General features: G+C 73.7%; 16 protein-coding genes. 3 read left to right on the top strand and 13 right to left on the bottom strand.

Translation table 11 applies throughout. The features are described 5' to 3' along the window. From ACBR40_RS46590 to ACBR40_RS46615, 6 genes are all read right to left on the bottom strand, one after another. Positions 1–1,051: peptidoglycan-binding protein (locus tag ACBR40_RS46590; RefSeq protein WP_371252903.1), on the bottom strand; the 1,051-nt coding region annotated here is incomplete at its 3' end. A gap of 9 nt (positions 1,052–1,060) precedes the next feature. Next, the gene (locus ACBR40_RS46595) at positions 1,061–1,966 is read right to left on the bottom strand and encodes a hypothetical protein (protein WP_371252904.1); all 906 of its coding nucleotides are present in this window, start codon (positions 1,964–1,966) and stop codon (positions 1,061–1,063) included. 34 nt (positions 1,967–2,000) lie between these two features. Continuing rightward, the gene (locus ACBR40_RS46600) at positions 2,001–2,957 is read right to left on the bottom strand and encodes a hypothetical protein (protein ID WP_371252905.1); all 957 of its coding nucleotides are present in this window, start codon (positions 2,955–2,957) and stop codon (positions 2,001–2,003) included. Further along, a complete protein-coding gene (locus ACBR40_RS46605; protein WP_091081493.1) occupies positions 2,954–3,277 on the bottom strand; it encodes a PadR family transcriptional regulator in 324 nt (107 codons plus the stop codon). Before ACBR40_RS46605 ends, ACBR40_RS46600 begins: the two co-directional genes overlap by 4 nt. A gap of 60 nt (positions 3,278–3,337) precedes the next feature. Further along, entirely contained in the window at positions 3,338–5,866 is a 2,529-nt protein-coding gene (locus tag ACBR40_RS46610; RefSeq protein ID WP_371252906.1) for a glycoside hydrolase family 9 protein, read from the bottom strand. 121 nt (positions 5,867–5,987) lie between these two features. Continuing rightward, positions 5,988–7,133 carry an alkaline phosphatase PhoX gene (locus ACBR40_RS46615; protein WP_344213361.1) on the bottom strand — a complete coding sequence of 382 codons (1,146 nt, stop codon included), beginning with the start codon at positions 7,131–7,133 and terminating at the stop codon, positions 5,988–5,990. A 177-nt stretch (positions 7,134–7,310) separates the two neighbouring features. Here ACBR40_RS46615 and ACBR40_RS46620 point away from each other — a divergent pair, with 177 nt between their 5' ends. Continuing rightward, positions 7,311–8,969, top strand: a complete 1,659-nt coding sequence (locus ACBR40_RS46620) for a carbamoyltransferase C-terminal domain-containing protein (RefSeq protein WP_344213359.1) — start codon at positions 7,311–7,313, stop codon at positions 8,967–8,969. Here ACBR40_RS46620 and ACBR40_RS46625 read toward each other — a convergent pair whose 3' ends face one another. After that, positions 8,970–10,328 (bottom strand): N,N-dimethylformamidase beta subunit family domain-containing protein, encoded by a 1,359-nt coding sequence (locus ACBR40_RS46625; protein ID WP_371252907.1) that lies wholly within the window; start codon positions 10,326–10,328, stop codon positions 8,970–8,972. Between the two features lie 88 nt (positions 10,329–10,416). Here ACBR40_RS46625 and ACBR40_RS46630 point away from each other — a divergent pair, with 88 nt between their 5' ends. Further along, positions 10,417–11,202, top strand: a complete 786-nt coding sequence (locus ACBR40_RS46630; RefSeq protein WP_371252908.1) for an N-acetylmuramoyl-L-alanine amidase — start codon at positions 10,417–10,419, stop codon at positions 11,200–11,202. Positions 11,203–11,210: 8 nt separating this feature from the next. Here ACBR40_RS46630 and ACBR40_RS46635 read toward each other — a convergent pair whose 3' ends face one another. Further along, positions 11,211–11,390: a hypothetical protein gene (locus ACBR40_RS46635; protein WP_344213353.1), complete on the bottom strand. Its 180-nt coding sequence runs from the start codon at positions 11,388–11,390 to the stop codon at positions 11,211–11,213. A gap of 204 nt (positions 11,391–11,594) precedes the next feature. Between ACBR40_RS46635 and ACBR40_RS46640 the strand changes: the two genes are divergently transcribed. Next, positions 11,595–12,413 (top strand): SAM-dependent methyltransferase, encoded by an 819-nt coding sequence (locus ACBR40_RS46640; RefSeq protein ID WP_371252909.1) that lies wholly within the window; start codon positions 11,595–11,597, stop codon positions 12,411–12,413. Here ACBR40_RS46640 and ACBR40_RS46645 read toward each other — a convergent pair. The 5 genes from ACBR40_RS46645 to ACBR40_RS46665 form a co-directional block, all read right to left on the bottom strand. Next, entirely contained in the window at positions 12,403–12,978 is a 576-nt protein-coding gene (locus tag ACBR40_RS46645; RefSeq protein ID WP_371252910.1) for a hypothetical protein, read from the bottom strand. The two genes, ACBR40_RS46640 and ACBR40_RS46645, sit on opposite strands and share 11 nt — an antisense overlap. Positions 12,979–13,011: 33 nt before the next feature. Continuing rightward, positions 13,012–14,154 carry an FAD-dependent monooxygenase gene (locus tag ACBR40_RS46650; RefSeq protein WP_371252911.1) on the bottom strand — a complete coding sequence of 381 codons (1,143 nt, stop codon included), beginning with the start codon at positions 14,152–14,154 and terminating at the stop codon, positions 13,012–13,014. A 67-nt stretch (positions 14,155–14,221) separates the two neighbouring features. Continuing rightward, positions 14,222–17,437: a BTAD domain-containing putative transcriptional regulator gene (locus ACBR40_RS46655; protein WP_371252912.1), complete on the bottom strand. Its 3,216-nt coding sequence runs from the start codon at positions 17,435–17,437 to the stop codon at positions 14,222–14,224. 7 nt (positions 17,438–17,444) lie between these two features. Continuing rightward, a complete protein-coding gene (locus ACBR40_RS46660) occupies positions 17,445–18,638 on the bottom strand; it encodes a tetratricopeptide repeat protein (protein ID WP_371252913.1) in 1,194 nt (397 codons plus the stop codon). After that, a partial coding sequence (locus ACBR40_RS46665) for a 26S protease regulatory subunit (protein WP_371252914.1) occupies positions 18,632–19,642 on the bottom strand: 1,011 nt, incomplete at its 5' end. The genes ACBR40_RS46660 and ACBR40_RS46665, both read right to left, overlap by 7 nt.

Genomic DNA, 19,642 nt, shown 5'->3' on the forward strand with positions numbered 1-19,642 from the left:
CCAGGAGGCTCGTGTCGACGGTGGCGGTCGGGCGGGGGGTGGCGGGTTGGGAGGGGGGCGGCTGGGAGGAGGTCGGCTGGGGGGCGGCCGTGCCTCCGGCCGTCGGCTGGGCCGCCTGCCCGACGGCCTGCCGGGTCGTCTGCCCGGCGGCCTGCCCGGCGGCCTGCCGGGTGGTCTGGCCGGCGGCCTGCTCGACCGCCTGCCGGGTCGCCGGGTCCGAGGTCGGTTGGGAGATGGCCTGGTGGAGGGCCTGTTCGGCTTCGAGGAGGCGTTCGCGGGCCGCGCGGACGGCCGCGTCCGCCGCCGCCAGGTCGGCCTCGTCGGCGGGGGTGAGCCCGCCGGCCTCGGCCTCGGCCAGCGCGGCGCGCGCCGCCTTCAGGTCCTTCTCCGCGTTGTCCAGCCGGACCTTCAGCGGCAGCACGTCACGCCCCCGGTCCAGGGCCTGCCGCTCGGTCGCCAGGCTCTCCCTGGCGGTCCGCACGGCCTTGCGCAGCGACTCGTACGTCTGCCGCTCGGTCAGCGTCGGCTGCTGGGCCTCGTACCCCTTCTTGGCGTACATGCGGGTCACGGCCGCGATCGTGGCCCGGTCGAAGACGCCCGACGTGGGCGCGCGGTGCCCGAGCCTGCGCAGGGCCCGCTGCAGTTGCCGTACGTCGTCCCCCTTGCCGCCGGGGGCGATCGTGCGGTGCATCGGCACCGCGCCGCGCAGGGCGAACACCGGGCGGCCGTTGACCTCCATCAGCACGGCGCCCTCCCTGAGCCGCCCCTTGCGCGGCGCGCGGGTGGCCCGCTGCAGCTCGGCGCCGCCGCCGACCACGCCGGCCAGGGTGACCGGCAGCGGGGAGCCGTACTCCAGCATGCCGCTGAGCACGACCGTGCTGACCAGCTTGCGGCGCTCCACGGCGGCGGTGACGAGCGAGGCGGCGGGCGCGGCGCGGCGGGCCGCCTCATCGGCGGGGGAGCGCAGCCGGGCGCCGACCGCCCAGCCGGCGCCCGCGACGACGACCACGCCGGCCACGACGCCGGCGAGGAGCCTGCGTGGGGATCTCATGAGCGCCGGTCAGAAGGCGAACTGCTCGTTGACCTGCCGCTGGACCGCGGTCTCCTTGGGCAGGTAGGCCGCGTAGAAGTCCTTGCCGCACTCCAGGTCGTCGAGGGCCGCCTTGATCTCCTTGGCGAGGTACGGCTTCGCCTCCTCGGGGGTGAGCGTCGGCATCTGGATCTGCTTGGTGTCCTTCGTCATCTTCGGCGGGCCGGGCTGGTCGCCCTGCTGCTTGCGGCCCAGCTCGCTCTGCTGGTCCAGGAACGTGAGCTCACCGCGCCTGGCCACGGCGGTCGGCTTGGTGTCGCTGACGGTGTAGCCCTTGCCCTTGAGGCAGGTGGCCATGGAGCCGGCCAGGCTCACCAGGTCCTGGTCGCCGTCGAGCTCGGCCGCCTTGGCCCGCTTGTGGGCCTTGGCGATCTGGCCGTAGTAGTCGACGCTCGACTTCAGGGTCAGGCCCAGGGCCTGCTTGCCCGCCACGGCGACGCAGGCGTCCCTGGCCTCCTGGTAGGCCTCCCCTTGGGACGGCGAGAGCGAACTCGCGATCTTGATATTGGGATCCTGGACGGGTTCTCCGCCCATGTGCTCTGGGGCGTTCAGCTCCTTGGGGTAGACGTGCTGGGCGAAGACCCCGAACCCGTACTTCTCGCGGTAGGTCCGCAACGCCTCGTAGTCGCCGGAGGCGAGCTTGCGCTCCTGGTCGCTCTCCTGCTTCTCCGGCTTCACGTACGGCACGTACGTGAAGCCCTTCTGCTTCATGCAGTCGGCCTTGGCGGCCTCGAACTGGCGCTTCTTGTCCTGGACCGTCGTGCTCGGGGCGGTCGTGCCCGGGGCGGCGGCCGGGCTCTCGGCGGCGCCCCCGCAGCCGCAGAGGACGGTCGCCGCGACGGACATGGCAAGGACCAGGCGGGATCTCTTGAGCATGGGACGAGACCATACTCCGTTAAACGAAGTATGGTCAATCCAGACAGTGCCTTCGTTGCCGCAGCGGCACGAACACGGCCGCCACCGTCAGCAGGACGAGGATGCCCGCGTAGGCCAGGTGCTGCCTGTTGAGGTCCTGGGCGTGGAAGGCCAGCTCGCCGAGGGCCACGAGCAGGTAGATCGCCGACGCCATCGCCCACCGGTGGTCGCGCGCCAGGTAGCCGCCCGTCACCGCGAGCCCGAGCGCCACCGCCTCGACGGCCATCCTGCTCAGGCTGATCGGGTGCTCCGTCCCCTCCGCCATCCACGCGGGCCCCGCCCACGCGGCCGGTACGACCGCCGCCCACCACCACCACGACCTGGCCCGTACCGGCCGCCGCAGCGCCACCAGCACCACCAGTCCGATCAGCACGATCGCGTAACCGGCGGCCACCAGGAACGGATCGCTGTCCTGGAACAGGGCCCGATCGGAGAGCGCGTCCGGGTGGACGGGCAGCACGGTCACGTCGAACCACTGCCGGCCCGAGGCGAGCGCGACCGCCTTCGCGCCGGTGAGCAACGTGAGCGCGAAGGCCGTACGCAGCCGTCCGCGCAGGATCGCCAGCAGCGCCGCCGCCGACAGCAGCGTCAATGACGGCAGCTCGCCCGCGTACGGGAGCAACGCGGCCAGGTTCACCACCGCGACGGCCGTGACGCCCAGGTGCAGGCCGTCCTCCCAGGCGCTGCCGGTCGCCTGGTGCGTGATGCGGCTGCGCACGCCGCCCGTCAGCAGGCCCCACGCCTCCCTGAGCACGGGCATCCGCCTGCCGGGCGCCGCGTCCTCCAGCAGCACGTCCAGCAACTCGTCGCCGTGCGCCCGCCGGTACGGGGGCGGGTAGGCCAGCAGCAGCGTGCGGTAACGCCGTTCGAGCAGGCTCGTGGCGGCAGGGTCGTCCAAGGCGGGGTCGTCCAGGGCGGGGTCGTCCAGGGCGGGGCCGGTCGGCGCCGTCATGCGCCGGACGGGCGCAGGACCAGGGCGGCCGCCTCCTGCATCCGCCTGGCCTCGGCCTCCACCAGCGCCTGGCCCTCGTCGGTGATCCTGAAGTAGCGCCGGTTGCGGCCGTTGACCGTCTCCTCGCGGTCCACGGCGATCACGCCCCGCTCGTTGAGCCGCTCCAGGATGCCGTAGAGCGTGCCGACGGACGGCTGGACCCGCCCGCGCGACAGTTCCTTGATCGATTTGCTGATCGCGTGTCCGTGCAGCGGGCCCGCACGCAGGGCCGTGAGCACGAAGTACATCGGCTCGCTGACTTCAGAGGTTCCCCTGGGCATGGGGCGACATTATTCCGTTCAACGGAGCGTCCGCAACGCGCCCAGGGGATCCCTCACGATCTATCGGCAGCGTGCCCCGTTGAGGTGGAACACCTCGGGCGCCTGGTTCGGGCCGGAGGGGTTCGTGCCGTTGAACCCGAAAGTCACCCGCTGTCCGGGCTTGATCTGGCTGTTCCAGTCCAGCGCCTTGGCCGTCACCACCGCGCCCGACTGCGACAACGTCGCGCCCCAGACGTTCCCTGCCTGCTGGCCGGCCGGGAACGACCAGCGCAGGGTCCAGCCGTCCACCGCCTGCCTGCCGGTGTTCTCGATCACGACCTGCGTGGTGAACCCGCTCGGCCACGAGCCGTGCGCCGTGTAGACGACCCGGCAGTCCACGCGCTCGCCCCTGTCGGCCAGGAACGCCGAGACCCAGGCCAGCGGGGAGTTCCAGTTGATGGTCAGCTCGTTCGTCGACCACGACTCGATGTGGTCGATGTAGCAGAACTGCGGCTTGCAGCCCTGGAGCAGGCGCTGCGCGACGGGGTCCTGGATGGCGGAGTTCGGGCCGCCGGCCAGGGTGCCGCGCGGCGGGTTGGGCAGGGCGGGGTCGAGCTGGTGGGCGTACCAGCGGCTGTGCTGGTTCTTCGAGGCGACCTCGCCATAGCCGGTCACGTACGACTGGTTGAGCGCGTTGCGGCCCAGGATGTAGTCCATGCCCTCGCGGACGGCCCCGCGGTACTTCTCCTCACCGGTCAGGTCGTAGGCGGTGGCCAGGACGACCAGGTTGTTCAGCACCAGGTTGTTGGAGCCCCAGTCGTAGTCCGGCGGGTTGTAGGGCAGCCCGTACGGGTGCGCCCGCTGGATCGCCAGATACTTCTCGGCCCCCAGGACCACCGACTTCCGCACCTGCGCCCGGTCGGGCAGCGCGTTGGGCACCGTCGCCAGGTCGAGGCGGCCGAGCTGGGCCGTGTTGCCCCAGTCGAAGCCGCGATCGCGCCAGATGTCCGCGGTGTGGTGCGGCGAGGCCAGGACGAAGTCCCTGAACTCCTTCTCGCCGGTCGTGATGTAGAGCTCCGCCGCCGCCCAGTAGAACTCGTCGCTGACGTCGGCGTCGTTGTAGGCGCCGCCGCCGGTGCCGTCGGCCGGGTCGGCGTACCTGGCGGGCTCGGCTTTGGCCGCCGCCCACGCCTTGCGGGCCGCCGTCAGGTTACGGGCCGCGAAGGCGGCGTCGTACGGCGCGAACAGCCGGGCCGCCTGCGCCGCCGTCGCGGCCAGGTTCAGCGTCGCGGCCGTGGACGGCGGGTGCAGCTCGCGCGGCTGCGGATCGAGGTGCGGCAGCAGCGGCAGCCCGGTCCAGGCCCGGTCATGGATCTTGTGGTGGGCCATGCCGGCCAGCGGCTTGCCGTCCGGCACCTGCATGCTCAGCAGGAACTCCTGCTCCCAGCGGGCTTCGTCCAGGATGTCGGGGCGGCCGTTGCCGCTCTCAGGGATCGCGAGCTGGCCGTCCTTGAAGGCCGCCCGGTCGCGCTCGTAGGCGGACATGAGCTGGTGGACGGAGATGCCGCCGTTGACGACGTACTTGCCGTGGTCGCCGGCGTCGTACCAGCCGCCTCTGACGTCGAGCGAGTAGTCGCAGACGCCGGGCTGGCAGGGGACGCTCACATCGCCCTGGTTGGGCGCGACGCCGAGGTGGCCGGCCGGGCGGGCGTAGCCGGGGCGCAGGCTGCCCAGGATCTCGATGCCGCTGCGCTGGGTGTAGTAGAACTTCAGCGCGTCGGTCGGGAGCTGGTCGTAGAGGTCGGCGGCGATGTCGAACGGGCGGCTCGTCTCGCCGTCGGCGGTGATCGTGTAGCCCTCACCCGCCTTGCGGTAGGAGCCGAAGTCGAGCGTGTGGACGTTCTGGCCGGAGCTGGCGTCCACACCCCTGGGGGTGGTCCTGCCCTTGGCGACGGTCTCGTTGGCGGCGTTCTTGAGCTCCCAGTCCAGCGCGGCCGTGGCGGCGGTGACCACGGTGGCCTTCTTGGGGCCCGAGGGCAGGTAGCCGAGCATGTTCACGCGGACGCGGGGCCCGGTGTCCGGCTCGTAGACCTCGGGTTCCGCGCCGCCCTTCAGCGACACGTCGTCCATGCAGAACCTCCAGGGCTCGGCGCTGCCGCCCAGCTGGAACGCCACCTGCGCGTTCGGCAGCGACACGGGGGCGGTGAAGGTGTAGGAGTAGTCGTTGCCCGAGACGCTCATCTCAGGGGCGGCCGACAGATACTGCGTCCACGGGTCCACGGGGAGCTGGATCAGGGCGCGGCCGACCTTGGCCGGGGTGGCGGTGGCGAAGAACCCGAAGGCGTACGTCTCGCCCTCGACCAGCGGGAGGTCGTTCTGGCCGATGATGACGTCCCAGGGGTTGGCCGTGCCGCCGGGGATGTCGGCGCACAGGCGGCCGTCCTGGACGACGGGCGTCACGTTGCCGGTGCTCCACCAGGGGGCGGTGCCGGTGTCGAAGGTGCCGTTCACGATCTGCTCGGGTCCCTCGTCGGCGGCGTGAGCGGACGTCGCGGGGGACAGGGCGACCATGGTGAGGAGGGCCAGTAAGGCGGCCCGGCATCGGGGCATGGAGGTCCTTAGGGGGGAGTTGGGAGCGCTCCCAATCCTGAAGGGCCGGTGGGGCCGCGTCAACGGCCCCGCACCACCCATGATTCAGAACGGTGAAACTTTCATCACCCGGCGTCCGCCGTCAGCGCCGGAAGGGGCCTGTCACCTCGTAGGTAATGCCGCCCGTCCCCGCCGTCTCGCCGCTGGTGCCGCGCTGGGAGGAGAAGTAGAGCCGGGTGCCGTCGGGCGAGAACGCGGGCCCGGTGATCTCCGACTTGGCCTGCCCGTCGAGCCGCATGATCGGCGCCACGACCCCGTCCGGGGTGATGATGTTGATCTCCATGTTGCCGCCGTCCTCGGCCACGTAGAGGTCGCCGGAGGGCCGCCCGGTGATGTTGTCCACGCCGTCGAGCGTCCCGCCGCCGTCGTAGACGGCCGTGACGGTCGAGCGGGCCACGTCGTACGCCCACACCTTCCTGTCGCCCTTGGCGGTGAAGTAGCAGATCCCGCCCGCGTAGTGGCAGCCCTCGCCGCCGCTGAAGTGGCGGGCGGCGGAGACCTGGTGCCTGGTCTGGGTCTCCAGCACGGCGGGCCCGGGGTCGGGCACCGGACGCCACTCGACGGCGTCGCCGCCCGCGCCGCAGAGCACGTCGAGCCGGCCGCTGGACAGGTCGCCCCAGGTGGTGGGGGTGAAACGGTAGAAGCAGCCGTCGGACTCGTCCTCGGTGAGATAGACCACCCGGTGGTCGGGGTCGCAGGCGGCGGCCTCGTGCTTGAAGCGGCCCATGGCGGGGCGCGGCTGGGCGGAGCGGACGCCGTACGGGTCGGTCTCGTACACCCGGCCGCGGAAGACCTCCTCGCACGACAGCCAGGTGTTCCAGGGGGTCGCGCCGCCCGCGCAGTTGAGCGTGGTGCCGCTGAGGATGCGGTAGGCCCGGTCGATCGAGCCGTCGGCCCGGAACTTGATGGCCGAGGCCCCGCCGACCAGCGGCACCTCGGAGTTGGAGACGTAGATCCAGCCGGTGCCGTCGGGGAAGCAGGCGCCGCCGTCGGGCGCTGGGTGCCAGAGCGTCCCGCCGACGACGCGGCCGGTCCTCGCCACGATCCGGCCGGTGAACCCGGCGGGCAGCGCCATGCCGTTCGCGTCGGGCGCGCCGAGCGGCCCGTACGGGCTCGGGCCCGCCGAGACGGCGGCCACCGAGGCGGCGGCGTCGTGCCACACCGCGCCGGAGAAGGCCACGGCGCCGAGGCCGGTCGAGAGGGCACGTAAGAAGGTGCGGCGTTGCATCCTCGCTCCATCCACTCGGGATCCACTCGGGGCTCCGTACCGCCCCTGACAGTAGACGCCGGTCCGTCCCCTGCGTAGACCCAGTTCTGACGCTGACGGGTCTCTTACGCCCTTGAGAGATCCACTTGTCCTGGCCTCGGGTACGGGTGCCGTGATCACACCCAGGAGGCACCGGAGATGGCCGATTTCCCTATCGTCGTCGGGATCAACCGCACCCAGGACGGGTCCATCGCCGTCGCGGTCGGCGACACGGGCATGTACAGCCTGCAGAAGGAGCGCATCACCCGGCGCAAGCACCACTGGGGCCGGCTCGGCGACCTGCCCGACCGCTACCTGCCGGCGATGCCGCTGCTCAAGGAGCCGGTGGACCTCGTGGTCGAGGGGTACTCCTCCGACGCCGAGATCGAGAACCTGGAGGACTACCACGAGGAGCTGCGCGAGAGCCTGAGCCTCAAGGAGGACGCCAGGATCGTCCAGGTCTCGCACCACCTGAGCCACCTCTACAGCGCCTTCCACCCGTCGCCGTTCGAGCAGGCGGCCGGGCTGGTGGTGGACAACCAGGGGAGCCCGGTCCGGCGCTTCACCGAGCCGTACACGCCGCCGCCCGGCGCCTCCGGCGACCTGCTGGAGGTCGCTTCCTTCTACCGGTGCACCCGCGACGGCGTCGAATGCCTGGCCAAGCAGCTCTGGCACGGCGACTGGGCCGATCCGGCCGGGCTCGGCTGCTTCTACGCCCTCCTCACCAAGGCGCTCTGGCCCGAGGGCGAGGGCAACGAGGGCAAGGTCATGGGCCTGGCCCCGTACGGGGACCCGGACGCGCTCGGCCTGCCCGGCCTCGACGTGCGCGGGCACGAGGTGCTGATCCCGTCCGCGTGGACCGAGCTGTTCGCCCGGCGCGAGGAGTTCATCTACGAGCCGGGCGGCGAGCCGTTCCGCCGCTCGGCGAACCTGGCCGCCGCCGGCCAGCGCGCCTTCGAGAACGCCCTGGCCGCCCTCGCGGAGTGGCTGCACGCGAGGACCGGCCTGGACAACCTGGCCTTCGCCGGCGGCACGGCGCTCAACTGCTCGGCCAACGGCCTGCTCATCAGGCGGGGGCCGTTCCGCGAGGTCTTCGTCCCGCCGAGCCCGCACGACGGCGGCACCGCGATCGGCTGTGCCCTCTACGGGCTGGAGGCCGTGCTCGGCGTACGCGGCCGGTGGCGCTGGCGCGACGACTTCCTCGGCCCCGACCCCGACGAGAGCGAGATCGCCGCGGCCGTCGGCAGCCTGCCCGACGGCCTGGTGGCCGAGCAGCCGGAGGACCTGATCGCCGCGATGGTGGCGCTGCTGGAGGACGGCCGGGTCGTGGGCCTGCACCAGGGCCGCAGCGAGTCGGGGCCGCGCGCGCTCGGCAACCGCAGCATCATCGGCGACCCGCGCAGGCCCGACATCCAGGACTACATCAACTACGAGGTCAAGGGCCGCGAGTGGTTCCGGCCACTGGCCCCGCTGGTGCTCGCCGAGCACGCCCAGCGCTTCTTCGACGTGGACCGGCCCGCCCCTTTCATGCAGTACGCCGCCGACGTCCGCCCCGAGTTCCGCGAGCTGCTGCCCGGGGTCACGCACGTGGACGGCACCGCCCGGCTGCAGACGGTGGAGCCCGAGCGCACGCCGTTCCTGCACGCGCTGCTCACCCGCTGGTACGCGCGGACCGGCATGCCCGTGCTGATCAACACCTCGCTGAACGGTCCAGGCCGGCCACTCACCGAGACGCCCGAGCACTCGATCGACACGCTGCGCACGACCGGCATGCACGCGCTGGTGATGCCGCCGTACCTGATCAGGAAGACGGACTGATCAGGAAGACGACTGATCAGGAAGACGGCTGGGCGGCGGCTCGCCGAGGCGGTCGAGCACGTTCGCGGTGATGCGCGCGACCGCCGCCGAGCTCTCCAGCCCGCGCGGCCAGTCAGTGGTCGCGCCGGTGAACACGGTGCCGTGCGTGGCGTGCAGGCCCATCGTGGCGGCACCGTTGCCGAACCCCCAGCCGGCCGCCGCGCAGTCGCCCACCGCCAGGATGGTGAACCCGGCCGGGGTGCCGTCCGCCCCGGTGGGCACGTAGGGCGGCCCGGCGGCCCGGTCGAACGCGGCCCCGTCGCACTCGTAGCCCACCAGGCACTCCTCCCGCCCGAACACGTCGCCGTCACGCAGCCCCGTGCCCGCGTACACCCAGTGATCGGCGTGCTGGACGCGGAAGCCGACCGGCTCGGGATGCTCGTCGCGGTCGCGCTCGCCGCCGTTGCGGAAGCTGACGCCGGTCAGCTCGTTCTCCGGCGGGCCGTGCTCGTGCCAGAAGCCGGTCCGCTCGAAGGTGACCGCGTCGCGGAAGGCGATCCGCCACCAGCAGGTGTTGCCGCCGAAGAAGGCCACGTTCCGCCCGGCCGCCACGTGCCGGGACACGGCGGCGCGCATGGCGTCGCTCCAGTACTCGTCGTGTCCCGCGCTCACCAGCAGCCGGTACGGCCCCAGCAGCTCCTCGCCGTCCCGGTGCAGGTCGAGGTCCGTGCAGTAGTCCACCCGGTAGCCGCGCCCGGCCAGCCAGGCCACGAAGCGGCCGTCCCAGTGGACGAACGTCTGGCGCGGCGTCGGGTCGTACGGGTCGAAGTTCGTCACGTCGTAGGGGGTGGCGCCGGTGCCGCCGCCCGGCCGGTGCAGCGACACCCCCGGCGCCGGATCGCCCGGGACGTCCGCATGGTCGTAGAGGCACCAGCCGCCGGAGACGTTGTAGGCGTGATAGGTGAACAGCGGCAGCTTGTAGAGGATCCGGGCGGACGGGACCGCCGGGCGCACCACGAAGAGCGCCCTCGCCTCCCGCCCGTCGGGCGTCGTACGGTCCGGGTCCGTACGGTCGCCGTCGTCGTCGCCCTCGACCAGCACCGCCACGTACACCCCCGGCTCGGCAGGGGCCGGCAGCTCGTGGCCCGGCCAGGCCGGCAGCGGCTCGCCACGGGGGCCGGTCTCGTCGCGGCCCCAGTCGTGCGCGGGCAGGTGCGGCGGCGCGTCCGCGCCGGGCAGCCACGGCGACTTCGCCGACAGCGTCAGCCCGTCGCCGCACCGGTGGAGCTCCACCCGGAAACGCGGCGCGTCCGTCGCCGCCCGCAAGGTCAGCGTCCCGCCCGCGCGAGGGCTCGGCTGCTCCACGTAACCCCTGATCACATCGCTGGACTACCCGGTCGTACGACACGAAATAGCAGGTCAGCGTATGTATTGGGTTTGCCGCGCCGAGGCGGGTAGCGTCGGCCGCATGCGCGCGTACCTGGTGACACTCACGCTCTCGGCCGCGCTCTCCACCGCGTGCGGCGGCCCGGCCGCGCCCGCCGCCGCGCCCGAGGCGGCCTCGCCCGCCTCGCCGGCCCCCACGCCCTCGGCGGCCCCGCTGCGGGGCAAGACGGTCGTCCTCGACCCCGGGCACAACGGCGGCAACGCCTCCCACCCGGAGCAGATCAACCGCCTGGTCGACGTGATCAACGGCACCAAGCCGTGCAACACGACCGGCACCGAGACCGACGCCGGCTACCCCGAGCACGCCTTCACCTGGGACCTCGCCGGCCGGCTCAAGCCGATGCTCGAACGCATGGGCGCCAAGGTCGTCCTCACCCGGCCGAACGACAAGGGCGTCGGCCCGTGCGTCACCGAGCGGGCGGCCATCGGCAACGAGGCGCGGGCGGACGCGGTGCTGTCCATCCACGGCGACGGGGCCGCGCCCCGGGGGCACGGCTTCCACGTGATCATGCCGGGCCTGCTGCCCGGCCACAACGATGAGGTGATCGAGCCGTCGCGGCGGCTCGGCCACGCCGTACGCGACGCCTACCGCGCCGGCACCGGCATCCCCTACGCGAACTACACCGCCAAGGACGGCCTCCAGACCCGTACGGACCTCGGCGGCCTCAACCTGTCGACCCGGCCGGCGGTCTTCATCGAGTGCGGCAACATGCGCAACCCGGGCGACGCCCGCAAGATGTCCAGCCCAGCCTTCCGGCAGCGCATGGCGACCTCACTCGCCACCGGCCTGCGCGACTTCCTGACCTGATCATCGGGTCAGTGACAGAGCGGTTCGCCGCCCACCACGCACGCGATGTCGTCGAGCTGCACGCTGAGCAGGGTTCCGTTCATGCCGAGCACGAGCACGAGGTCGCGCCGCGAGGGGTGGGCCAGCATGACCCGGCCGACGACTCCGTTGTCCAAGATCACGGTGGGGCGGCCTGCCGCGTAGTCCATGCCCTCGTGACTCCTCTCCGAGAGGGACCGGCCCCCGCCGGACCCTTCTCCCCCCAGGATGCACAGGCGAACCCCGTCACCGCATCGGCCATCCGGACCAATTTCTCACCGGACTTCCTGACTCGGGCTTCGGACGGAAGAAAGTCGGGTCCGTTGAGTAGGATGGCGCTCACGTTGCCGCGTGGCTAAGGAGACGGCCTTCCCGTGACCGACTTAGAACGCCTTCCGCCCGGTGTCGACCCGACGGTGCCGAGTTCGGCCCGCGTGTACGATTATCTCCTGGGCGGCAAGGACAACCTCGCCGTCGATCGCGAGGTCGCAGAAAAGCTGCTCGCGGTCGCCCCCGACACCCGGCTCGTCGCCCGGGCATGCCGCCACTTCCAGATCGAGGCCGTCCGCCACCTCGCCGAGCAGGGCGTCCGGCAGTTCCTCGACCTGGGCACCGGCATCCCCACCTCGCCCAGCATCCACGAGACCGTGCGCCAGGTGCATCCCGGCTGCCGGGTGGTCTACGTCGACAACGACCCCGTGGTGGGCCTGCACGCCCAGGTGCTGCTGGCCGACGCGCCCGGCCTCGCCGCCCTCCAGGCCGACCTGCGCAGGCCCGCCGACATCCTCGACAGCCCCGAGGTCACCGAGCTGATCGACTTCGACCGGCCGGTGTGCGTGCTGATGGTGGGCGTGCTGCACTACGTCATGGACGACGAGGACCCGGCGGGCATCGTGGCCGCCTTCAGGGACCGCATGGCGCCGGGCAGCCACCTGGTGCTCTCCCATGCGCTGGCGGAGAGCGACGCGCAGGCCGTCGGCCGGCTGCGCGCGTCCACCGACGGCACCTCGGCCCAGGCCGGGTTCCGCACCCGTGAGGAGGTGCTGTCGCTGTTCGAGGGGTTCGAGCTCATCGGGCCGGGGCTGGTGCCGGTCCACGAGTGGCGCCTCGGCCCGGACGATCAGGAGGTCCCGCTCATCGACGGGGTGCCTCGCCTGCTCTTCGCGGCCGGGGTGGGCCGGGTCAAAGCCTGATCCCCGCGACGATCCTGCTGAGGTCGGGGACGAGCGGCTCGGAGGCCATGACGGTGACGGCGACGCCGTCGCGCTCCACCCAGCCGACGTAACGGCCGTGGCCGAGCGCGCCGTCGCCCTTCATGGTGAGCACCTTACGGTCGCCGATCTTCGCGGTCCGCACGTCCCCCGAGAACGTGCCGAGCCGGAGCGGGGCCTTCTTCAGCGCGTTCAGCCCGCGCAGGCCGGGCTTGCAGACCACGCGCACCCACAGCCAGCGGTGCTTGAGGTCCACGTCGTCGCGGTTGTCGGACCACTGGTAGCCGTACTCGGTGAGGCCGTCGTGGCGGCTCACCTCGACCTGCCCGTGCGTGAAGCCGCGCGGCAGGACCTCGACGCGGACGCCCTTGATCGCGTTGGACCTCCTGGCGGGCCGGTCGACGTCCGAGCTGTTCGCGCGCTTGACCTCCGCCTTCGACGGCGTCGGGCAGGAGGGACGGGTGGCCGCCCCGGCGGCGGGGGCGGCGATCACGGTCGCGGCGAGCACGGCGGCGGACAGGGCCGCGAGGTGCCGGTATCTGTTCATGCCCGGGTTGGATGTCCTGCTGATCACAAAAGTTCAGTACGTCTTGAGCTCGATGTCGGTCGCGAACTTGTCGGTCATCTTCATCATCCAAGCGAGGAGGAAGCGGTACTTGAACATCCAGTTCCGCATCCGGATCCGCGACGGGCTCCCGGGTGCGAGGAAGGGGCCGGCGTTGCCGTTCTCGGAGATCTTGGCGTACGGGCGGAAGACGCGCTCGTACGCGTCGAACGCCGCCCGATGGTCGCCGCCCGCCGCCGCCAGCTCGCCCGCCAGCACGTACGCGCCCACGACGGCCAGGCCGGTGCCGAACCCGCCCAGCGTGTTGCCGTACGCCGCGTCGCCCAGCAGCACCACCCGGCCCCGGCTGTACCGGTCGATCCGGACCTGGCTGATCGAGTCCAGGTACACACTCGGCGAGCGCCGCACCGCCGCCAGCACCTCCGGCACCCGCCAGCCCATGCCCGCGTACGCCCGCGCCAGGAGGTCCTTCTGCTGCCCGGCGTCGTAGCGGTCGTAGTCGAGCGGCTCGGAGGCGAAGACGAAGAACGCCGGCGCCTTCGGCCCGCCGACGGCCGCCATCCTGCCCGGCTCGTTGTACATCCGCCCGACCGGGCCGAAGTCCTGGTCCAGGTCGACCAGCGCGTAGTAGTGGCCGAGGAAGCGCACGAAGTCGGACTCCGGGCCGAAGGCGAGGCGGCGGACGTTGGAGTGGATGCCGTCCGCGCCCACCACCAGGTCGAACGTGCGGGGCGCGGCGCGCTCGAAGGTCACGTGCACGCCCTCCGGGGTCTCGGTCAGCGAGGTGATCGAGTCGCCGAAGACGTACTCGCAGGCGGGGGCGGTGCGCTCGTGGAGCAGCCTGGCCAGGTCGCCGCGCTGGATCTCCAGCTCGCCGCCGGTGAACTCGCCGGGCATGACCGCGAGCGTGCGGCCCTCGGCGTCCACGAGGAGCTGGTCGGTGCCGCCGGTCTGGAGCTTGCGCACGTCGTCCAGGATGCCCATCCGGGACAGGACCGTGCGGTGGGTCTCGCCCTTGAAGTCGACCGCCTGGCCGCCGGGGCGCAGCGCCGGGGCCTTCTCGACGACCGTGACGGAGCAGCCGTACCTGATCAGCCAGTGGGCGAGCGCGGGGCCGGCGATGCTGGCGCCGGAGATGAGAATGGTGAGGTTCTTCATGTCCGGCAGCCTCGCGACCTGCGCTGACAACCCGGCGACCACCGGCTGACAGCCCCGCGCCTCCCTGTCAGCCCGGGTGCTGCGCGGTCAGGGCTTCCCGGGCTTCGGCTCGTCCCATGGCGGCGCCCTTGGCGTACGCGGCCGCGAAGCCGTCCGGCCCGAGGACGGCGCTGGCGCGGGCGGCGGTGGCGGCCACGTCGGGGTCGCCCGCGACGGCGATCCCCCGGAGCGCCGCCCCCACCCCGAGCAGCAGCCCCGCCCGCGCGGCGTCCTCGGCCGTGGTTTGCTGGGCCGTGGTTTGCTGGGCCGTGGTTTGCTGGGCCGTGGTTTCCTGGGCCGTGTTTTCCTGGGCGGGGAGCAGGGCGTGGCCGGCCAGGCCCTCGGCGACGGCGGCGAGGTCGGCGGTCATCGGGGAGCCGAGCGCGGCGGCCAGCGCCTCGCCGTGCCTGCGCGCCGCCTCCGCCGCGTCCCCCCGCGCCTCCGCGAGCCGCGCGAGCGCCGTCAGCACCTGCGACCTGATCCCGGACGCGGTGAAGGCCCAGCTCCCCTGCACGATCTCCAGCGCGGCGTCCAGCCGCTCGGCCACCTCACCGACCCACGCCACCCCGTCCTCCTTCGGCGGGAGGTGGGTGTGCTCGATGCGGGTGATCTCGGCGACGACCAGGTGGATCGTGGCCATCAGGGCGGGCCGGCCCGTACGGCGGGCCAGCTCCGCCGCGCGTTCGCAGTCGGCGCGCGCGCCCCGCGGGTCGTCCGCGCGGCAGCGCGCCTCGGCGCGCCGGCAGAGGACGTCCACCAGCTCCTCCGCCGCGCCGAGTTCCTCCAGCAGCCCCACCGCGTCCTGCCAGAGGCGCATGGCCCGCGTCCGGTCGCCGCGCCAGCTCGTGATCAACGCCAGCCAGTCGAGCGCCTGCGCTTTCCCCCAGCGCTCGCCCACCGCGCCGAAGTCGGTCAGCACGCTCTCCAGCTCCCGCTCGGCGGCCCCGATCCTGCCCCGCAGCACCAGGACGAGCGCCTCGCTCAGCCGGCCCAGCGCCCGGCTCCACGGGTCGGCGGAGAGGAGCGGCGGCCAGTGCTCGCCGCCGTCGTCGTCCGGCGGCCCGGCGACCATGCCCCACAGCGCGGGCCCCAACCGGCAGCGCATCGGCCGCCCGAGCGACCCGGCGGCGGCCCGCGCCCGTTCCCAGTGCGGCGATCCGGCGTCGGGCACGGCGTGCAGCACGGTGAGCACGTACTCCTCGGCCAGCTCGGCGGGCGGCTCGGCCCCCAGCGTGTCGAGCAGGCGGGTCGCGGGCGCGATGGCCTGCCCGCGCCGCCCGCTCAGCCACCAGTACATGGCCAGCGCCGCCACCAGCCGCGCCGCCGTCGCCGGGTCGTGCTCCACGCTCCAGCGCAGCGCCGCCCGCAGGTTCGCGTCGTCGGCCGACAGCCGGGCCAGCCAGTCGAGCTGTTCGGCCCGGTAGAGGTGGTCGTCGGCGCGCCGGGCCAGCTCCAGGAACCAGGCGGCGTGGGCGCGGCGCAGCCGTTCCTCCTCGCCCGCCTCGGCCAGCCGGCCGGCGCAGAACAGCCGGATCGTCTCCAGCATCTGGTAGCGCTCGCCGTCGGTCTCCACGAACGACTTGTCCACCAGGCCGGCCAGCGGCTCGGCGGCGTCCGCGCCGCAGACGGCCTCGACCGCCTCCAGCCGCGCGCCGCCCGCGAACACCGCGAACCGCCTGGCCAGCTCCTGCTCCTCCTCGGCGAGCAGGCTCCAGCTCCACTCGACGACCCCGTGCAGCGTACGGTGGCGGGCCGCGGCGGTGCGGTCGCCGCGCGACAGGAGCGCGAAGCGGCCGTGCTCGGCCAGGCGGGCGGCGATCTCGGCGACGCCGAACGTACGCGTCCGGGCCGCCGCCAGCTCGATCGCCAGCGGCAGGCCGTCGAGCGCGGCGCAGATCCCGCGTACCGCGTCGAGGTTGTCAGGGCCGAGCGCGAACCCCTGGCGGACGGCCGAGGCCCGGTCGGCGAACAGCCGGACGGCGAGCGGATCGGGCAGCGGGGCGAGCGGGACGAGGTGCTCGCCGGTGATGTTCAGCGGCTCCCTGCTGGTGGCGAGGACGGTCAGGCGGGGGCAGGAGGTGAGCAGCCGGCGGGCCAGCGCGGCGGCCCCGGCGACGACGTGCTCGCAGTTGTCGAGGACGAGGGTCAGCTCCTGCTCCGACAGCGCGGCCACCACGCGCCCGGCGGCGTCCCCCGCCCCTCCGGCCTCGGGGGCGCGCAGCGCGGGCTCGCGCAGGCCGAGCGCCCCGAGCACGGCCGCCGCCACCTGCCCGCCGGAGTCGCCGTCCACGAGGGAGAGGTCCACGAAGCAGACCTCCCGCCGCCCGTCCGTGGTGGCCTCGACGGCGAGGCGGGTCTTGCCGGTGCCGCCGGGGCCGACGATCGTCACCAGCCGGGCCTCCGCCAGGGAGCGGATCCTGGCCAGCTCGTCCTCGCGCCCCACGAAGCTGGTGAACGGCGTCGGCGGCCGGGTCCGCGCCACCGCGGCAGGACCGGCGGCGGAGCCGCGCAGGATCTCCAGGTGCAGGGCGGCCAGCTCGGCCGACGGGTCCGCGCCGAGCTCGTCGGCGAGCAGCCGCCGCGTCTCGTCGTACACGGCCAGCGCCTCGGCCTGCCGTCCGGCGGCGTGCAGGGCGCGCATGAGCAGCCCGCGCGCCCGTTCGCGCAGCGGGTGGGCGGCCACCAGCTCCCGCAGCGCCCCCACCGGGCTGGCCTCGGGCAGCGCCAGCTCGGCGGCCAGCAGGTCCTCCCGCGCCGACAGGCGCAGCTCCTCCAGCCGCCGCGCCTGCGCGGCGGCGAGCGGCGCGTCGAGGACGTCGGCAAGCGCCGGGCCCCGCCACAGCTCCAGGGCGTCCCCGAGGACGGCCGCCGCCTGCGCGGACAGCCCGGCGGCGAGCAGCCGCCGCCCCTCGCGGGCGAGGCGTTCGAAGCGGTGGGCGTCGACGTCCTCCGGCTCGACGGCCAGCCGGTAGCCGGCGCCGTGGAACTCGATCAGCCGGTCGGGCAGGGCCCGCCGCAGGCGGGAGACCTGGGCCTGGACGGCGTTGGCGGCGCCGGCGGGCGGGTCGTCGCCGTACTGGCCGTCGATGAGGCGTTCGACGCTCACCGTGCGGCCGGCGTCGAGGAGCAGCAGGGCGAGCAGGGCACGCGGGCGCGGGCCGCCGACGGCGACCTCCCGGCCGTCTGCCGCGCGGACCGTGAGCGGGCCCAGGATGCCGAACTGCACGTCCCGATTGTCGCGCATGCGAGGGTCAGGCTGGCGGGGCCGCCGTGGCGCGGCGCACCCAGGCGGCCGGCCAGATCGTGCCGAGGGCCGCGTACACGGTGAGCAGCGCGAGCGTCGGCACGCCGGCCGCCGCCGCGACGACGGCGGCTGCCGCCAGCAGGAACGTCCAGACGTACAGGGTGGCGCGGCCGTTCGGCGCGCCCGTGTGCGCCGCCTCCTGCACCGGCGTGACCAGGGCCATGACCGCCGCGCCCGCCATGCCCACCGCCTCCGCGCCCAGGGCGACGCCGAGCGCGAGCGTCGCGACGCCGGCGGCCAGCAGCGCGCAGCAGAGACCCGCGACCCGGGCCTCCGCCCCCTCGAACAGCAGCCGGGTCGCCCGCGCGCGAGCCAGCCGCAGCACCGTCACCGCCTCGAAGACCCAGGCCACCCAGTGCATCAGGGCGATGAGCACGAACACCGCGATCAGCGGCGGGACCGCCGGCAGCAGGAGCAGCAGCCGCAGGCCGCCCCGGTGCCGCCGCCGCAGCTCCGACAGCTTGCGCTGCAGCGGGTTGCGCTGCTTCAGCGCCTCGGCCAGCAGGTCCCTGGCCGGGCCGAAACCGGGATCGAGGTGGAGCACCTCGCGGAAGTGCCTGGCCGCGGCCTTCGGATCGCCGAAGGCCAGCGCCGCCCGGCCGGCCGCCAGGTGAGCGGTGGTGCTCTCGGGGTCGATCCGGAGCGCGTACGCGGCCGTCGTGCGGGCCGGCTCGGCCTCGCCGAGACAGGTGTGCGCGATCGACAGCAGCGAGGCCAGATCCGCGTCCTCGGGATCGACGGCCAGCCCGCCGCGGGCCGCGTCCGCCATCTGCCGCCACCGGCCCGCGGCCGAGTGGGCGCGGGCCAGCAGCTCCCACACCGCCGCCTGCTCGGGGGCGTGCGCGAGCGCCGTCTCCCCGGCCCGCACCGCGTCGTCGGGCCGGCCGGAGCGGTAGTGGACCTGGCCGGCGACGTAGTGCGGGAACCAGTGGCCGGGAGCCAGCCTGACGCCCTCGCGCGCCTCCTCGACGGCCTCCCCGGCCTTGCCCTGGCCGATGAGGGCGAGGGCCAGCAGGCAGTGGGCGGTCTCCTGCTCGGGCTCGGCGGCGAGGACGCCGCGCAGCTCCCGCTCGGCGTCGGCGGGGCGGCTCAGCCTCAGCAGCGTCCGCGCCCGCTCCAGGGACTCGCCGACTTTCACCATTTGCCCTTGACCCAGGGCAGCAGGTCGTCCCAGGCGCCGGACTCGTTGGAGTGCAGGACGTAGTTGCGGGCCGTCGCCATCCACTCGCGTACGGCGGTGGGGCGGGCGGCCTTCGCGGCGGCCAGCAGGTCCATGGTGGTCATCGGGATCGGGTGGCCGGCCCGCATCGACTCGTGCAGCTTCACCTCCACCGCCCGGTCCACCACGCCCTTCAGATCCGCGCCCACCATGTGCTCGGTGGCCCGCGCCACCGCGTCGAAGTCCAGGTCCGCCACCGGCTTGTCGCGGCAGAGGATGCGCAGGATGGCGGCGCGGGCGCCCGCGTCCGGCGGCGGCACGAACACGAGCTGGTCGAAGCGGCCGGGGCGGCGGAAGGCCACGTCGATGTACCAGGGGGCGTTCGTGGCGGCGAGGACGAGCACGCCGTCGTTGGCGTTCTGGTCCACGCCGTCCAGCTCGGCGAGGAACTGGTTGACGATCTGCCGGTTGTGGGTGTTGCGGGCGTCGGAGCGGCGGGCGGCGAGGGCGTCCACCTCGTCGAAGAACAGCACGCACGGGCGGTTGCGGCGGGCCAGGTCGAACGTGGCGCGCAGGTTGCGCTCGCTGGAGCCTATGTACATGTCCAGGATGTCGGCCAGGCCGACGCTGATGAACGCCGCCCCCAGCTCGCCGGCCGCCGCCCTGGCCAGGTGGGTCTTGCCCGCGCCCGGCGGGCCGTACAGCAGGACGCCGCCGCCGGCGCGCTTTCCGTAGGCGGCGAAGAGCTCGGGCTGCTGGAGGGGGAGGAGGAGCTTGACGCGCAGGGACTCCTTGACGGCATCCATCCCGGCGACGTCGGCGAACGTCGTCCGCGCCCGCTCCACCTCCGCCGGCCCGTCCCCCGGCCCTGCGGCTGTCGCCGGGTACCCGCCGCCCGCCCCCGCCCCAAGGGAGGAGGCGGGCGGTCCTGCGGGGGAGGGTGCGGGCGGGGGTGCAGGGGCCGGAGACGGGGTGGGGGCGGGCGG

Source organism: Nonomuraea sp. AD125B, assembly GCF_041402765.1.
Classification (GTDB): domain Bacteria; phylum Actinomycetota; class Actinomycetes; order Streptosporangiales; family Streptosporangiaceae; genus Nonomuraea; species Nonomuraea bangladeshensis.

What these genes read in the sequence shown, in the direction of transcription:
- ACBR40_RS46595 (WP_371252904.1), bottom strand. Translation starts at nt 1,966, where the DNA reads ATGCTCAAGAGATCCCGCCTGGTCCTTGCCATGTCCGTCGCGGCGACC.
- ACBR40_RS46600 (WP_371252905.1), bottom strand. Translation starts at nt 2,957, where the DNA reads ATGACGGCGCCGACCGGCCCCGCCCTGGACGACCCCGCCCTGGACGAC.
- ACBR40_RS46605 (WP_091081493.1), bottom strand. Translation starts at nt 3,277, where the DNA reads ATGCCCAGGGGAACCTCTGAAGTCAGCGAGCCGATGTACTTCGTGCTC.
- ACBR40_RS46610 (WP_371252906.1), bottom strand. Translation starts at nt 5,866, where the DNA reads ATGCCCCGATGCCGGGCCGCCTTACTGGCCCTCCTCACCATGGTCGCC.
- ACBR40_RS46615 (WP_344213361.1), bottom strand. Translation starts at nt 7,133, where the DNA reads ATGCAACGCCGCACCTTCTTACGTGCCCTCTCGACCGGCCTCGGCGCC.
- ACBR40_RS46620 (WP_344213359.1), top strand. Translation starts at nt 7,311, where the DNA reads ATGGCCGATTTCCCTATCGTCGTCGGGATCAACCGCACCCAGGACGGG.
- ACBR40_RS46630 (WP_371252908.1), top strand. Translation starts at nt 10,417, where the DNA reads ATGCGCGCGTACCTGGTGACACTCACGCTCTCGGCCGCGCTCTCCACC.
- ACBR40_RS46635 (WP_344213353.1), bottom strand. Translation starts at nt 11,390, where the DNA reads ATGGACTACGCGGCAGGCCGCCCCACCGTGATCTTGGACAACGGAGTC.
- ACBR40_RS46645 (WP_371252910.1), bottom strand. Translation starts at nt 12,978, where the DNA reads ATGAACAGATACCGGCACCTCGCGGCCCTGTCCGCCGCCGTGCTCGCC.
- ACBR40_RS46650 (WP_371252911.1), bottom strand. Translation starts at nt 14,154, where the DNA reads ATGAAGAACCTCACCATTCTCATCTCCGGCGCCAGCATCGCCGGCCCC.
- ACBR40_RS46655 (WP_371252912.1), bottom strand. Translation starts at nt 17,437, where the DNA reads ATGCGCGACAATCGGGACGTGCAGTTCGGCATCCTGGGCCCGCTCACG.
- ACBR40_RS46660 (WP_371252913.1), bottom strand. Translation starts at nt 18,638, where the DNA reads ATGGTGAAAGTCGGCGAGTCCCTGGAGCGGGCGCGGACGCTGCTGAGG.